Below are 15,731 nucleotides of genomic sequence, written 5' to 3' on the forward strand. Positions count from 1 at the left end.
ATCATGAACGACGGATCACGCCGGTGTTCATTTTGGACGAGATGCATTTAGCAAAGGATGCATTTTTACAGGACATCGCCATCTTGTTCAACTTTGAGATGGATTCGACCAACCCATTTGTCTTGATGTTGGCGGGGCTGCCCCATTTACAGGGGAAGCTGCGGCTCAATCAGCACCGCCCTCTCGATCAGCGGATCATCATGCGATACCGGATGGGGCCGCTGGAGAAGGAAGAGGTGGCGGGCTACATCGAGCATCGGATGAAACAGGCTGGGGCGAAGCATCCGATCTTCACTCCATCGGCGTTAGAGGCGATTGCCCTGCAGTCGCGGGGATGGCCTCGGGTGATCAACACGTTGGCCACGACGTGCCTGTTATAAGGGTATCAGCTGAAAAAGGACGCCATTGACGAAGAAGTGGTGCGCATGGCCGCAGAGGAAATGGGGTATTAGCACGAAAGGGGACGAATCGGCCTCTTTTGTGCTTTCTCTTTTCCATCGGTCCATCAGACGCGCTGGAAATCTTCATCTGAAAGAGCGTGCAAACGTTCCGAAAGAATGTGCAAAATCCGGAACAATCCGCAAAAATTTTGCACATTATTTCCGAATCCGACTGAAATAATTTGAAAAAGGGATTCTGAAATAATGTGCTAATTTACACTTGCCTCGATTCGGTTCGTTTTCGGGATTCCTGAACGAACGTTTGCACGTGAATTTTGTTCTGCTCCCGTTGCAGAAAATCCGACATGTCGGGAACGGCAATGTCTCCGTAATCCAACATTTGCGTTTTTCGTCCGTCCCGCAGGGCATCGAGCATGGGGCGGATGAGTTTTAATTGTTCCTTCGCTACTTTGCGAATCAAATCGGCAGTGATCCTCTCTTTTCCAGTGACCATTGCCCGCACTTGCGTCATGGCGAAAAGTTTCACGGCAATGTCTGGAATCCCTTGCGTCTCCTCGTACATGACATCGGACAATTCCTGCGTCAGTCCCTCCACGTGCCTTGTCCACTGATATTGCCACAATCCTGAAAGAAACAATGCCCAGTTTTCATCTTTTTTCAAACGATCCCACAGAAAACCGCCATGCCCGCTTAAGCTTCGTCGTGCCTGGCGAAATTCCGAGGTGAGCACCTTCAAACTTTTCGGTGTGCCCACCAACAGAACAGGGATTTGGGCGGTGTTGATCAGGGTCGTGAAGAAATTGAGCACTTGGGCGGAACCGCCGCTTCTGGCGAGACTTAAATGTTGAATCTCGTCCACCACCAAAATGCCTGTCCCCATGTTTTGCAACAGTCGGGACAAAATCATCAACTTTCATCCCTTAACAGCCTTTCAAGCTCGTTCCTTGATTCATTGAGGAGGATGTTGATCAGTTTTCTTAACCCGATTTGGCCGACCAGCATGAGAATGACTTTTTTTATTTCATCATCAGAGAAAAAAATCTCTCCACCTATCCATTCCCATCTTCCTTCGTTTGGAATCGATTCCTCAAACACCTGAAACGGAATTTTCTGCGGCTCAGCCTTAGGTATCATCTCCATGTATACTTCCCCCTTTTGCATTTTAATTTAAGGATGAGCTCATCAAACAATTACCTTGTTCCCTTTATTTCCAGTATACCACTCATACAAAAAGAAAAAGAGGAGCCGCATTACTCCTCTTCACCTTTATTCATCTTCCCAATGCCTTTCATATGACTGTCTGATCAGAAACATCGCATAGTCGATTTCATCTAAAGAAGAAACGCCAAATTCAACGTCTCCGTTCCCCCAACGACCGAGGTTACTCACATCTTTACAAATACCTCGAGGATCCTGTATTTCATCGAATGGCATATTTAAGCTTAACCGCAGTCTGCTTTTCTGCGGCACAATATCGACGAAGTTTGTTGACATCTTAAAAGCAATGTATAACTTTTTGAACTCCATGCGGACAGAGCTGTCTAGGTTACAAATTCGTTTGCTCAATTCCTCGAATAACCCCAACATATCTCCCTGTAATTCAGGGTGATCGGCAATCGTATAAGTCACACTATCATTTTCGGAGCCTTTCTTTCGATATTTGGCCAGAATATCCTCCGAAAGCTTTGGGTACTCCCACACTTTTAACGCCAAATCCGCCAGGAATTGAGCCCGTTTGAGGATTTCCTCCTCATTCCAAGTTTCAAGTTTGGCTAGTTCTCTGTTTAACCTCAGCGGGCTGTCAGCAAACCCGCCCTCCATGTCCCTTTTTTCCTTAAACGGCCGATCACTGAGTTCGGAATTATATCGGGTCAGTGTCAGATTGCCCAGCGTATGAAGATACGTTTTGTGCACTTCTTCCCAATTTGGCCCCAAATCCCGCCGCCATTCTGGAGACAAGTTTGGATTTTGAGGCATGATGTGTTCAATCGTATAGGCTTCGATATCAATAATCTCTTTCCGATTGAAATTTTCCAGCTTCCGAAGCATGTAATTTCGATTACGGAAATTATACACATCCTTAATCATGAGTTCCCGCCTGAACTCCTCATCGGTCGGAAACCGTTTATAGGAATCTTTGAGCAAAAACGCCGCCCGCACGCTTTCCACATAATTCGCCTTGTCGATCTCTTTGCTGAGGGTCGCAAACGTTTTGTTCAATGAATTGGTGGGAACCCCACAAACCGCTCGGCGGAAAACATACGCTTCAACAAGCTTCAGGATTTCGATAAATTCCGATTTGGATATCATTTGACGCTCGTAGTCATCATATACCTCAAGCAAGAACGGATACGAGACATCGACCTTTAGCGTATTGATATCCGTCAGCACTTCATTGATTTCTTTATCTTTTTCCGTCTGGAAGGCGAGCTTCACAAAATATTGGGAATATCGATAAATGTCCTCGACAATTTGCTGGACACTCCGTTCACTGTGCTCAAATACATACGCCTTGAAACTGGAGTAAACTTCTTGAATGTTTGGAATTCGCCCCGTTTTCACCGTTAAATAGTCACGCATAAATCGGTCAAACAAAGCGGAATTTGTCAGATTCCCGAAGCTTTTTTCCATCGGATACCAGTATTCCGTGTACAGTTCCGTCTGCTCTTTAGGTTCCAGTTTCATCAAAACGAAGTTTCGGATCAAATCGGCTTGCGACAGATCAAGCCCCGTTGAGTTCAGACTTTCAAAAATCAACTGCGGATTATCATGGTCACGATCCAACGAAATATCTACAATAATCAGCTTGGAGATTCCCTGATACAGCTTGTTCAGATCGATACCGCTGTTTTTGATGGATTCCGCAAAAAAATGATAGTTCTCGTACACCCTCGGGGAGTATTCCTCGGGGAGTTTTTTGTCTAAAATCAGATTGATCAGCGTGTCCTTATCGCTCTGGGTCAATATGAGTTTATGATACAGTTCCCCCTCTTCTTCGCTGTTAACCAGATAGTAATTCATAATTTTCTTTTTCGTCATATCCAGGGTTTGTCCGCTCTCCTCGATGGCTTTGCCCAACGCAAGTAACAGTAACGTCAATGTAGTCAGTCGTTGCTGTCCATCAATGACGAGCAGTTGCGGAACGGATGATACTTGATATAACCCTCGTTCGATGTAGACAATCGAGCCAACAAAGTGACCCTTGATCTTTTCATCTACCGCCGCTCTAACAATATCGTTCCAAAGCTGTCGACACTGCTTAATCGTCCAGCTATATTTTCGCTGATAAATCGGAATGATGAATTGTTTTGTACCTTGCATAAATTTCAATAAATTGGTTTCTACCGCCTTCACTTGACCCTCACCTCACAAAAAGAACTCCTTTCATTCATTTTACGACTTCTTAAAATCACTCCCCCAAGTCCCCCGTTTTCGTCTCTATTAATTTCTTATTGATTTTTAACCAAAAGAAAAAACCGCCATCTCACTAGACAGTTCATGCTCAATTATCGTTACCCCTTTATGATTGAGACTTAATAACTTCTGCACTAAATTCTAAACATTCACTACATATGGAAACTCCTGGTCCTATAGCTAGTTTACCGACTTCTTCTTTACTTCTACGACAAAATGAACAAGTTGTAACATATTCCGAATTGCTTATATGATTTGGTTTTGAATTCTCTATTGCATTGTACAGTTCATCAATTACTTTTGGTTCAATATAATCAAAATCCCCTTTTAACTTTATTGAAATAGTTTTATAAGCAACAGCCATTCCTTCATAAAACCTTTGACTTTCTAATTGTTCACTGCTTTTAGACTTTGTTTCACATAATGAACTTAGTTTCTCTAATTCCAAAATAACATCTTCAATTTTAGCACCTCGAAAAGTTTTCTTGCGGAAATCTTGTTCCATAAATAACACCTCTTGTTTCGTGTACACATTTGTATACACAGAATAGCATTATATATTCTTTTTATGAAGCAAAATTTCCTGCTATTTTTAAAAAAGTTTTTTAGATTTAATCTGCAAGTCAGTTTATATCCGATACTTCATTCCCTTTTCCCCTTTTTTTCCCCATTCGGTAAACGTTATTTCAATTTTTCAGGATGTTTCACTTTTATGGATACAACCTCTCCGCAATCACGACAAACTGTGTAAATTTTCTCTGAACCTATCGCCATTTTTTTATCGAGTGGTCGCAGGTTTACATAATCCGTAGCTTGGACAAATGAAGTGCCTCCGCAATTTCGGCAACTCTCTTTCACAGTCATTCATGTCATCCCCTCAGCGAATATTTTCCATTCTGCCCTTCAATCCCAGTATACCACCGTTCAAAAGAAAAAGAGGTGTCCACTCTTCACCTTCTATTCATACTAATCGCCTTCTCAAAAGCTTTGAATGCCGACCGCATAAAGAAAATCATTCTCGAAAACTTATCTCAAACTCCCATGTTTCGCATGAAACATAAGGAGTTTGTCTTCAATCTGAACGACACCTTGCGGGTGTCGTTGACAGGTTGACTTACTTCCAAACCCTTTTCAACAGTAACACTTCCTGAATATATCCCCAGACAGACACGGGGGAAAGAATCATCTGGTAACATAATAAAAAAAACCAGAAACCCAAGATGTTTTTTCGAATACGTAACTGTAGATGAGCAATTTTCACAACAATAATTACCATACAAAAAGAGATAAACGGGGTACCCCTTATGCCACGTGGAGCTGTTTTTTCACGGTATCAATGGGAATATTTTGTTTCACTGCATGGTAAATGAACTCTACGAGGCTATGTCCTTTTCGCTTGCGCAGGAGATCGAGCCCATCCGAAACATCGCTGTTCGACTCGAATAGGCTGTACACGTAAGCAAGCTGCACCAAGATCCAGTAGCGTTTTCACCGCTCGATGATGACGAAAACGGTATCCATCGAGTTTCAGCTGGTCTTTCGCTTGTCGAAAAAAGCATTCGATCGCCCAACGCTGGGCATAGTAGCGCAAGATCTCTTCATCGCTTAGCTCCCGGTCGGTACTCAAGACACAGTGAAGATATTCGGGTGTCATCGGTTGATCGGTTTTCCAAATTTCCCTACTATATCAAGAGAAAATAATTCATGTCCACCTCTCCCCTCACCTCTCCATCCCTCTCACGCCTAGAGCCGCAAGGGTTTTCGGTTTTTTAAGATGCAGTTGGTACAAAATTCTAGGAAAATAAAAAGTGTCCGCCAAATTGGAAGAAATTAGTCGAAAGGGCGGCAGAAGCACAAAAATGGAACGTTGGGAAATGTCTAGGAAAATAATTTGGGAAAACAAATTGAGAAGCTCAATCGGATTATAGCGGGAGGGGGTATATCGGGAAACCGCTTGATAAATCAATATCTTTTCCTTCCCCTCTCCCCTGTACCTCTTTAAAAGAAGAAAAAGCCAAGCATGGATCAGGGCAACCCCCTAACCACGCTCGGCTTCTTGGACACTTTTTATTTTCCCTGGACAGTTTTTATTTTCCCAAGACGGGATTTATTAGCTGTCTACAATATCTTTCCCACCGCCAACCCGCTCACTCCACCGTCACGCTCTTCGCCAAGTTGCGCGGTTTGTCGACGTCGCAGCCGCGGTGCAGAGCGGCATAGTACGCGATCAGCTGCAACGGCACGACGGAGACAAGCGGCGTAAGATCCGGATGGACAGCCGGGATGATGAAGCGGTCGCCGTCGCCTTCTAAGCCGCGCATCGAGATGACGCACGGGTTCGCGCCGCGGGCGACGACTTCTTTTACGTTGCCGCGAATGCTCAAATTTACGTGCTCTTGGGTGGCAAGCGCGATGACCGGCGTGCCGTTCTCAATCAAGGCGATCGTGCCGTGTTTCAGCTCGCCGCCGGCGAACCCTTCCGCTTGGATGTAAGAGATCTCCTTCAGTTTCAGCGCGCCTTCTAGGCAGACATAGTAGTCCACCGCACGGCCGATGAAGAAGCAGTTGCGCGTCAACGTCAAGTAGTCGCTCGCGATGTTTTCCATTTCTTCTTTCGCGTCGCACAGCATTTCCATCACATTGGCGACGATGGCGAGCTCTTTCGTCAAGTCAAAGCCCAGCTCAAAGCCTTTCGCTTTCGCCGCGGCCGCCGCCAAAATCGCCAGCACGGCAATTTGCGCCGTATAGGCCTTTGTCGAGGCGACGGCGATTTCCGGACCGGCGTGCAACAGCAGCGTATAGTCGGCTTCGCGCGACAGCGTCGAACCCGGGACGTTCGTGATGGTGATCGCTTTATGGCCGAGTTTGTTCGTTTGCACGAGCACAGCGCGGCTGTCGGCCGTTTCGCCGCTTTGCGAAATAAAGAGGAAGAGCGGTTTTTCCGACAACAGCGGCATATTGTACGAAAATTCGCTGGCGATATGCACTTCGACCGGAATTTTCGCCCACGACTCGATCAATTGCTTGCCGACGAGGCCTGCGTGGTAGCTCGTACCGCACGCGACAATGTACAAACGGTCGGCGTTCAGCACTTCGTTGATGATCGCTTGGTCAATCGTCAATCCGCCGTTTTCGTCTTGGTATTTTTGAATGATGCGGCGGATGACAAACGGCTGCTCGTCAATTTCTTTCAACATGTAATGCGGGTACGTCCCTTTTTCAATGTCGCTCGCATCGAGCTCGGCCGTAAACGGCTTCCGTTCGATTGTTTCACCGTTTAACGTTTGAATCGTGACGTTCTCGCTCGTGACGATGACCATTTCCCCATCCATCAGTTCGACGAATCGGTTCGTCACATGCAGCATCGCCATCGCATCGCTCGCTACAACGTTAAATCCATCGCCCAAGCCGACGAGAAGCGGGCTTTTGTTTTTCGCCGCATAGATCGTGTTTTCGTCTTGCGCGTCGATCATGGCGATGGCGTACGATCCTTTCAACAGCGAGAGCGTTTTTCGAAACGCCTCTTCCGTTGCCAGTCCGTCGTTGACGAACGTTTCGACGAGCTGGACGATCACTTCCGTGTCCGTGTCGCTTTGGAATGTGACATCGGCCAAATAATCGCGCTTCACCATTTCATAGTTCTCGATGACGCCGTTATGCACGAGCGTAAACCGGCCTGAGGCGCTTTGGTGCGGGTGGGCGTTCACCCGGCTTGGCGCCCCGTGCGTCGCCCAGCGCGTATGGCCAATGCCGACCGTCGCCTTGACGTTCAAATCGACGATGCGGCGCAAATCGGCGATCCGCCCTTTTTCTTTAAACACATGAACCCCGTTCTCATTTAAGACGGCGATCCCCGCCGAATCGTAGCCGCGATACTCGAGTTTTTCCAATCCGCGCAATAAAATTTCCTTCACATCTTGGTAACCGATATAACCAACAATGCCGCACATGGCAACGTTTCCTCCTTTAGTATCGGAGGCTGCCGCCAACGAGATCCGCAATCGCTGTTCAGTTGTCAAAGAACAAGCCAGAGCCTCGCCGATGAACGCGGCAGACTCCCTATCTGTATTCGCGCGATGATATCCTCCCCTTTGTGCAAAGGGTCGCCCCTTTGTTTTAAGAGAGGACTTGCGGCTGTCATCGCATCAACCGGGAGGCATCCGCCGAAACCCTCGATAAACCTCCTCCTCGTCAACTAAGCGCACTTCCGTCCTTGCGCTTAGTCCAGGCGCTTTTCATCGTCAAAACGAGTGCAACAACCAACCAGTTTTTCTTTTTGAGGCGTTCAATCCGTTGCAACAAACTGCTGTTCCTGATCCCCTTGCTTCGCCCTGCCATCGCCTCCTTTCATGCAAAAGGCAACAACGTTAATATTACAGGACATTCCCAGCGGCGTCAACTATTTATATAAAATACCCTATGCATAAACGAAAGGAAATGTTCCGTTTATGCATAGGGTGGTTGTCCAGGCGGTCGATTATTCCGCTCCCATTTCACGGCGGACGACATCGGCGATCCGCTCAACGTAGGCGCGACACGCCTCTTCGGTTGGAGCCTCAGCCATAATGCGCACGAGGGGTTCCGTCCCTGACGGACGAACGAGGACGCGGCCATTGCCGTTCATCTCTGCCTCCACTTCCTGAATCACTTTTTTCACTTGTTCGTTTTCCATTGCTTTTTCCTTATCGGCCACCCGGACGTTCACAAGCAGCTGCGGGTATTTTTTCATTTCCCCGGCCAACTCGGAAAGCGGCTTGCCTTTGATTTTCATGATGTTGACGAGCTGGAGCGCTGTCAACATGCCGTCCCCCGTTGTGTTGTAATCGAGGAAGATGATGTGTCCGGACTGCTCGCCGCCGAGGTTGTAGCCGTTCTTCTTCATTTCTTCGACGACATAGCGGTCGCCAACGGCGGTTTGCACGCTTTTGATTCCCTGCGCCTCAAGCGCTTTGTAAAACCCAAGGTTGCTCATGACGGTCGAGACGACGGTTTGGTGCTTGAGGCGGCCGGTTTCTTTTAAATATTTGGCGCAAATGTACATGATCTGGTCGCCATCGACGATGTTGCCGTTCTCATCGACGGCAATGAGGCGGTCGCCGTCGCCGTCAAAGGCAAGCCCGACATCGGCTCCTTTTTCTTTGACAAATGCAGCGAGCGCTTCCGGATGGGTGGAACCGACTCCTTCGTTAATGTTCAGCCCGTTTGGCGAAGCGCCCATTGTGATGACGTCAGCGTCCAAATCGGCAAACAAATACGTTGCCAATGACGACGTCGCCCCGTGCGCGCAGTCGAGGGCGATTTTTAACCCTGAGAAATCTTCATCGATCGTCTGCTTTAAATATTGCAAGTACTTTTGTCCGCCTTCAAAATAATCATTGACCTGGCCAAGCGAGGCGCCAATCGGTCGCGGCAGCATATCCTCAGGGCTGTCGATCAGCGCTTCAATTTCTTCTTCCTGCTCATCCGACAGTTTAAACCCGTCCGGGCCGAAAAATTTAATGCCGTTATCTTGGACGGGGTTGTGGGAGGCGGAAATCATAATGCCAGCCTGTGCCCCGAGCGCTTTCGTCAAATAGGCGACGCCTGGTGTGGAAATGACGCCAAGGCGCATCACTTCCGCTCCGATCGAAAGCAGTCCGGCGACAAGGGCGCCTTCCAACATATGCCCGGAAATGCGCGTGTCGCGTCCGATCAACACTTTCGGACGCTCCGCACTTTTCGTCAGCACATATCCACCGCAGCGGCCGATTTTAAACGCCAACTCCGGCGTCAGCTCACGATTCGCTACCCCGCGTACACCATCGGTGCCAAAATATTTACCCATTCGGTCACTCTCTCCTTACTGTACAATTTATTGTGCAACTGCTTTTTCGCTAATATTGACCATCGCCGTTTCCGTCGATGGCTCCCATCGGACTTGTTCCGGTTTGTCCCATTGGATGGGAACTTGGTGCTCGCCGGCATCGAGCCCGCTGACATCGACATAAAGACGGACATCGTCCTTCGTCAAACCGCGGACGATATCAGGCGGACCGATGAGACGGACAGTAATTTTCCCTTCGAGCGGCTTCAAAAAATCGGCTTCGTACGAATCCGGCAGACCGACAACCGTGATCGGCACGTTCTCCCATGTGCGCGCCTCATCTTTTTCGATGTCGATATGAACCTTGACTTTGGCCGGGTCAACACTTTTTACTCCGTCGGGGGACGGAACGTCAAGCTCTACCGTTGTATCATCGGTGATGTCATCCAAATCGACCGTCAATCCTTCTAGCTTGTCAATTTGATCGAGCACCTCTTTCGGCCCATAAATCGTCACCCGGTCCGGCTCCGGATCGATGCTAACAAGGTGTACTCCGTCCGGCAGCTCCCCAGTGGTTTGTACTTGAAGTGGCACGGTCTTGCTCGGACTTTTTACCGGTACGGTCACTTCCACAACTGACGGCTGTGGCTCAACATTTATTTCATTGCCACCGCGGTCGTACACTCGGACTCGTGCTTCTTTCGTCAGCGTTTCCGTTGCTCCCTCCAAGTCGACGATCGCTTTGACAAACGAAATCTCGTCAATCAGCTCTTTCGCCCCGGTAATCGTCACAGCGTCCGGTTTCACGGTCGGCTCTCCGACAGAGTAGCCTTCAGGCATTTTGTTTCGGTTGAAAAACTCAACACCGATCGGGAAGCGTTTTGATACTTTTTCACGGATCGTCACTTTCACCGAAGCAGGCTGAATATTCACTTTCAGTTTCTCGGAAACATCCTTGTATTTGATCGGCACCGTATACGTTCCTAATGGCAAGTCGGTTAAATCGACGTACACTTCGAAATTCCGCTGCAGTGCCGTCGGTTTGACGATGCTTGCCGGACCTTGAAGCGTGACATTTACATATTTCGGCACGCCGGATACGACCAAGTTTTCCTCATCATAGTAGGCGACAACCGGGATATCGATCAATGTTTCCGTATTGTCCTGGCCAAATGTATTGCGTGTCTGCTCCCCGGGTTTCGCCCCGATATTGGCCGACATATAAAGCATAATGGCCAACAATAAAGAGACGACACGAATAAACCAAGGATGGTCCATTAATTTATCCATGTTTCTTCCCCCTCCATTGCCAACGGGAAGAAGCGGCGGTCTTCGCAGCCGGAGCCAACTCGCCTGTCAACAGTTCCCGGAATTCATCGATCGTTAAATCGCGGTACAGTTCGCCGTTTTTCGCCACTGACACCGCCCCGGTTTCCTCGGATACAACGACGGTGACACTGTCGGTCACTTCGCTAATGCCGAGCGCCGCCCGATGGCGCGTCCCGAGCTCCTTTGAAATGAACGGGCTCTCCGACAACGGCAAATAACAGGCCGCCGCAGCAATTTGATTTTTTTGAATAATCACTGCCCCATCATGAAGCGGTGTATTCGGAATGAAAATATTAATAAGCAACTCCGACGATACGTGCGCGTTTAGCATAATTCCGGTTTCAACATAGTCGCCCATCCCGGTTTCCCGCTCGATGGAAATGAGCGCCCCAATGCGCCGTTTCGCCATATATTCGGTCGCTTTCACGATAGCCTCAACCATCCGCAACCGCTCTTCATCTTCATTGACTGTACTGCGGGTAAACAGCCGCCCGCGGCCAAGCTGCTCGAGGGCGCGCCGCAATTCCGGCTGAAAAATGATGATGATCGCGAGAAACCCCCAAATGATCGCTTGATCCATCAGCCATTGCAGTGTAGTGAGTCCGAGATAATTGCTCACGAAGCGGACTAAAATAATTAAAAAAATGCCCTTTAATAACTGAATGGCCTTCGTCCCGCGAATCATCATCATCAATTTATAAATGACATACCAAACAACAAGAATGTCGACGATTTTCAATAAATACGACAAGATGGGGAGCTCTTCGAAGGACATCTTCACACTTCCTTTATTTCTACTTCCAATCTTCTGATGGTCATGGAAAAAGCCATCGGACGATGGCTGCCATCATTCAAGCGATTGGAGCGCACGGCTGACCCTCTCTTTAATATTATACCAAATCCATTCAAACACTTGATTAATTTCCTCTACTTCCCCGGTCACCCGCCCGGCCGACGCCATATATTTCTCCCCGTGGATCACCGTTACATCCCCATCAACCGTTCCTTCAATCCGGATCGATCCATTGCGGACGACAATGTCCCCTTTGACAGTTTCACCTTCTGGCACGATGACCATATGGTCGCGGATCACCACATGTTCATCAGCTGAAACGGAAAACGCTCCTTGCCCTCCCCATGAGGAGGCGACGCTTCCCATGGTGAGAAGAAGAAACAGCGAAGCGGCAGTCAACAGTGGATGTCCGTGCAGCCAACGGCGCAGCCGTGCAGTCTTTTTCTCCTTCGGCATCGCCCCCATCACCACTGACGTAAACGAGGGCGGCGCGGTCACATGGGAGGCATATTGTAGAAAGGCAACCGTTTTTTTTAGCTCATGAAAATGGGTAGCACAAGCGGTACACGAACGCAAATGCTCTTTTAGCCGTTGCTCCTCACCCGGCTGAAGATCACCGTCAAGATAGCTGTGCATGAGTAATACCATTTCTTTCGTACATTTCATAGTTTCCCACCCTCTTATAAATGGCCCAGTTGCCTGCGCAACGCTTCACGGCCACGATGCAGCCTCGTTTTCACCGTACCGACCGGCAGCTCTAAAATTTCGCTAATCTCTTGCAGCGACAAATCCTCAATGTATTTGAGCACGAGCACGCTTCGGTATTTCTCCGGCAGCTGTTCAATCGCCCGCTGTACCGTCTCCTGCAGTTCCAAGCTTTCCACCGCCTCTTCAGGGGACATTTCACGGGAAGGAAGCTGGGCCTGCATCGTCAATCCGTCCGTGCCGTTTAGTTCCTCATCCAAATACACATCCGGCTTCCGTTTTCGCAATTTATCAATCGTTAAGTTCGTGGCAATGCGGTACAGCCACGTCGAAAACTTCATATCGGGATTGTACTTGTCAATATGAATATAAGCGCGGATAAACGCTTCCTGTGCCGCATCTTCCGCCTCATGGCGATTTCCAAGCATTCGGTAACAAAGGCGGTAAATCTTATCTTTATACAAATCGACAAGATCCGCATATGCGTTTTGGTCGCCTTTTCGGATCGCCTTAATTCTTTTTTTAATAAACAGATCCATAAAATACAATACCCCCGCCCTTACGGCTCATCTTATATTACGGCATTTCACTATGAAAAGTTTCATGCAACATGTTTATTGTACCATAGAACCGAAAGAGGAGGGGAAGCCAAACGAATGGCAACCCCTCCCGGTCACAGCGGGGAAAAAGCGATTTTGAACCGCCCGACAGCCCGTTAAATGAGTTTCTCCCCAAATAGCGACCCCATCAATGCTACTGCGACAGAAGCGGTTTTATTCCGCTCATCTAAAATCGGGTTCACTTCCACAAATTCCGCCGAAGTGACAAGTTGTGCTTCTGCCAGCATCTCCATGGCCAAGTGGCTTTCCCGGTATGTCAATCCGCCAATAACTGGCGTACCAACCCCTGGCGCATCGCTCGGGTCAAGTCCATCCAAATCGAGCGACAAGTGGACACCGTCCGTCCGTTCTTTTAAATAGGCGATCGTTTCTTCCATCACCTTCGTCATCCCAAGCCGGTCGACCTCATGCATTGTATAAATTTTGATCCCTTTTTCACGAATAAATTTCTTCTCCCCGTCATCGAGAGAACGAACCCCGATCAACACGACATGTTCCGGTTTGATTTTCGGGCTGTATCCGCCGATCCCCGTCAACGTTGGATGACCGAACCCAAGACTCGCCGCCAGTGGCATACCATGAATGTTTCCGGATGGCGACGTTTCCTCGGTATTGACATCGCCGTGTGCATCATACCAAATGACTCCAAGCCGCTCATAATGCCTGGCCACCCCGGTGAGCGTACCGATCGCGATGCTATGATCGCCACCTAGCACAAGCGGGAAGCGCCCCCGTCTGACCACCTCATCTACGGCCGCGGCCAACTTTTCATTCGCTTCCGCAACCGCTTTCAAATTACGCAGCCGTCCATCCCCCTGTTCGTGCAACCTCTCCGCCTTTCCAATCGGGATGTCTCCCAAATCTTCAATATCGTAATGAAGGCGTTCCAGCCGCTCAATCACACCTGCATAGCGAATCGCGCTCGGTCCCATATCGACGCCGCGGCGCGTCTGCCCCAAGTCCATCGGTACACCGATAATTGAGATTGGTTTCATGATGTCTTTCTCTCCTTTCCCATTTCCCCTTACACTCCTATTGTAGGGAAAGGGGAAGGATGACTCAACTCAACACTTTTTCGAATATTTATGCCATTTTGTTTCCCTCTGCTCGCTTCCATTCCATTGGAGAAATTGAAGATGTTCACTCGGATAGGAAGAAAAAAGGCAGTCTACTTCATATTGCGAAGTAGACTGCCTTTTACTTTTAATGGAGCCTATCGGGATCGAACCGATGACCTCCTGCGTGCAAAGCAGGCGCTCTCCCAGCTGAGCTAAGGCCCCGTTCAAAGCGGAAGACGGGACTCGAACCCGCGACCCCCACCTTGGCAAGGTGGTGTTCTACCACTGAACTACTTCCGCATCATGGTGAGCCATGGAGGACTCGAACCTCCGACCCTCTGATTAAAAGTCAGATGCTCTACCTGCTGAGCTAATGGCTCATGTTTTCAACAACAATCCAAGCATTGCTTTGCTCTACCTGCCCCTTCCTCTACAAGCTCGTTCAAGGAAGTCAAGTGCGTCGGGGCAACTCGTAGCCTATTCGACGATGCATCGCTCGTTACTGAGCGAATGGCTCATATTCTAGGCATTGCTTTGCTCTACTTGCCCCTTCCTCTACAAGCTCGTTCAAGGAAGTCAAGTGCGTCGGGGGAGACCGCCAGTGAAGGGAGACTGTGATTTTATGTACAAAAAAATAATGGCTGGGCTAGCTGGATTCGAACCAGCGCATCACGGAGTCAAAGTCCGTTGCCTTACCGCTTGGCTATAGCCCAACGTTATAAAAGGAAAGGCGTGTCCGGTAATTATGATACCTCTTTTATGGGGGATTATACATTTTGAAATCAACCGTCCCTAAAAGGACGGTTGATTTCAAAAAGAGTGACCCGTACGGGATTCGAACCCGTGTTACCGCCGTGAAAGGGCGGTGTCTTAACCACTTGACCAACGGGCCAAAAAATCAATGGAGCTTCCAACCGGGCTCGAACCGGTGACCTCTTCCTTACCATGGAAGTGCTCTACCTACTGAGCTATGGAAGCATCAAAATGGCTCCGCAAGTAGGATTCGAACCTACGACCTACCGGTTAACAGCCGGTTGCTCTACCGCTGAGCTATTGCGGAATGATGAGGAAAAACTACATCTTCTTAATATGCCCGTTGCCTCTTCCTACGCTGACTAATTCCAAAAAGCACGTTCAACGTTCATAAAGCTCTATGTCCCTTCCTCTTCCAGCCGATTCGGGGAAGCTGGATGCGTCGGGACAACTCGGAACAAATTCGATGATGCCAAAGCTCGTCGCTAAGCTATTGCGATAATGATACAACATTGCCTAGCGACGACCTACTCTTGCAGGGGCGCTGGCCCCAACTACCATCGGCGCTGGAGGGCTTAACTTCCGTGTTCGGGATGGGAACGGGTGTTTCCCCTCCGCTATCATCACTAGGCAATGAATGATTGATTTGCTTTAGACAGTAACTATTATATTCATTCTGTTTTGTTTGTCAATAGGAAATTCATTCCTTCAAAACTAGATAACCGTTTTGGGAAGAAGCCGCATTTTGGTTAAGCCCTCGATCGATTAGTATCCGTCAGCTGCACGTGTCGCCACGCTTCCACCTCGGACCTATCGACCTCGTCATCTTCGAGGGATCTTACTCGCTTCACGCGA

The 15,731-nt window shown here is 48.6% G+C and carries 12 protein-coding genes, 7 tRNA genes, 2 rRNA genes and 2 pseudogenes; 1 reads left to right on the forward strand and 22 read right to left on the reverse strand.

Features of this window, described 5'->3' with window-relative positions; genetic code table 11:
- A pseudogene (locus ACTVDO_RS16745) lies at positions 1–452 on the forward strand (ExeA family protein); the annotation flags it as partial.
- Positions 453–654: 202 nt separating this feature from the next.
- Here the strand turns inward: ACTVDO_RS16745 and ACTVDO_RS16750 are convergent.
- The 22 genes and pseudogenes from ACTVDO_RS16750 to ACTVDO_RS16855 all read right to left on the reverse strand — a co-directional run.
- On the reverse strand, positions 655–1,308 hold the full coding sequence (locus ACTVDO_RS16750; RefSeq protein WP_442901920.1) for a TniB family NTP-binding protein: 654 nt from the start codon (positions 1,306–1,308) through the stop codon (positions 655–657).
- A complete protein-coding gene (locus tag ACTVDO_RS16755) occupies positions 1,308–1,541 on the reverse strand; it encodes a hypothetical protein (protein WP_442901916.1) in 234 nt (77 codons plus the stop codon). Before ACTVDO_RS16755 ends, ACTVDO_RS16750 begins: the two co-directional genes overlap by 1 nt.
- 126 nt (positions 1,542–1,667) lie before the next feature.
- The gene (locus ACTVDO_RS16760) at positions 1,668–3,755 is read right to left on the reverse strand and encodes a GmrSD restriction endonuclease domain-containing protein (protein ID WP_442901917.1); all 2,088 of its coding nucleotides are present in this window, start codon (positions 3,753–3,755) and stop codon (positions 1,668–1,670) included.
- A 166-nt stretch (positions 3,756–3,921) separates the two neighbouring features.
- A complete protein-coding gene (locus ACTVDO_RS16765; protein ID WP_442901918.1) occupies positions 3,922–4,320 on the reverse strand; it encodes a ClpX C4-type zinc finger protein in 399 nt (132 codons plus the stop codon).
- Between the two features lie 176 nt (positions 4,321–4,496).
- Complete coding sequence (locus ACTVDO_RS16770; RefSeq protein WP_442901919.1) at positions 4,497–4,679, reverse strand: hypothetical protein; 183 nt, start codon at positions 4,677–4,679, stop codon at positions 4,497–4,499.
- Positions 4,680–5,117: 438 nt separating this feature from the next.
- Positions 5,118–5,487: pseudogene (locus ACTVDO_RS16775) on the reverse strand (transposase); the annotation flags it as partial.
- Between the two features lie 475 nt (positions 5,488–5,962).
- Complete coding sequence (gene glmS / locus ACTVDO_RS16780) at positions 5,963–7,765, reverse strand: glutamine--fructose-6-phosphate transaminase (isomerizing) (protein WP_020958403.1); 1,803 nt, start codon at positions 7,763–7,765, stop codon at positions 5,963–5,965.
- A 527-nt stretch (positions 7,766–8,292) separates the two neighbouring features.
- Complete coding sequence (glmM, locus tag ACTVDO_RS16785; protein ID WP_020958401.1) at positions 8,293–9,639, reverse strand: phosphoglucosamine mutase; 1,347 nt, start codon at positions 9,637–9,639, stop codon at positions 8,293–8,295.
- A 27-nt stretch (positions 9,640–9,666) separates the two neighbouring features.
- Positions 9,667–10,908: a CdaR family protein gene (locus ACTVDO_RS16790; RefSeq protein WP_020958400.1), complete on the reverse strand. Its 1,242-nt coding sequence runs from the start codon at positions 10,906–10,908 to the stop codon at positions 9,667–9,669.
- A complete protein-coding gene (cdaA, locus tag ACTVDO_RS16795; RefSeq protein ID WP_020958399.1) occupies positions 10,901–11,722 on the reverse strand; it encodes a diadenylate cyclase CdaA in 822 nt (273 codons plus the stop codon). The genes ACTVDO_RS16790 and cdaA overlap by 8 nt, the downstream gene beginning before the upstream one ends.
- A 72-nt stretch (positions 11,723–11,794) precedes the next feature.
- Positions 11,795–12,406: an anti-sigma-W factor RsiW gene (gene rsiW / locus ACTVDO_RS16800; protein WP_020958398.1), complete on the reverse strand. Its 612-nt coding sequence runs from the start codon at positions 12,404–12,406 to the stop codon at positions 11,795–11,797.
- Between the two features lie 14 nt (positions 12,407–12,420).
- Positions 12,421–12,984, reverse strand: coding sequence for an RNA polymerase sigma factor SigW (gene sigW, locus ACTVDO_RS16805; protein ID WP_020958397.1), 564 nt, complete (start codon positions 12,982–12,984; stop codon positions 12,421–12,423).
- A 176-nt stretch (positions 12,985–13,160) separates the two neighbouring features.
- Positions 13,161–14,060, reverse strand: coding sequence for an arginase (gene rocF, locus ACTVDO_RS16810; protein WP_020958396.1), 900 nt, complete (start codon positions 14,058–14,060; stop codon positions 13,161–13,163).
- Between the two features lie 212 nt (positions 14,061–14,272).
- A tRNA-Ala gene (locus ACTVDO_RS16815) sits at positions 14,273–14,345 on the reverse strand.
- A gap of 6 nt (positions 14,346–14,351) precedes the next feature.
- A tRNA-Gly gene (locus ACTVDO_RS16820) sits at positions 14,352–14,423 on the reverse strand.
- A 4-nt stretch (positions 14,424–14,427) separates the two neighbouring features.
- Positions 14,428–14,503 (reverse strand) — tRNA-Lys (locus ACTVDO_RS16825).
- A gap of 258 nt (positions 14,504–14,761) precedes the next feature.
- Positions 14,762–14,836 (reverse strand) — tRNA-Gln (locus tag ACTVDO_RS16830).
- 107 nt (positions 14,837–14,943) lie between these two features.
- Positions 14,944–15,015, reverse strand: a tRNA-Glu gene (locus ACTVDO_RS16835).
- 10 nt (positions 15,016–15,025) lie between these two features.
- Positions 15,026–15,101, reverse strand: a tRNA-Thr gene (locus ACTVDO_RS16840).
- Positions 15,102–15,108: 7 nt separating this feature from the next.
- Positions 15,109–15,183, reverse strand: a tRNA-Asn gene (locus tag ACTVDO_RS16845).
- Between the two features lie 207 nt (positions 15,184–15,390).
- Positions 15,391–15,507 (reverse strand): 5S ribosomal RNA (gene rrf, locus ACTVDO_RS16850).
- A gap of 114 nt (positions 15,508–15,621) precedes the next feature.
- Positions 15,622–15,731, reverse strand: a 23S ribosomal RNA gene (locus ACTVDO_RS16855); the annotation flags it as partial.

It is taken from the genome of Geobacillus sp. BK01 (genome assembly GCF_052220245.1).
In the GTDB taxonomy this organism is placed as follows: domain Bacteria; phylum Bacillota; class Bacilli; order Bacillales; family Anoxybacillaceae; genus Geobacillus.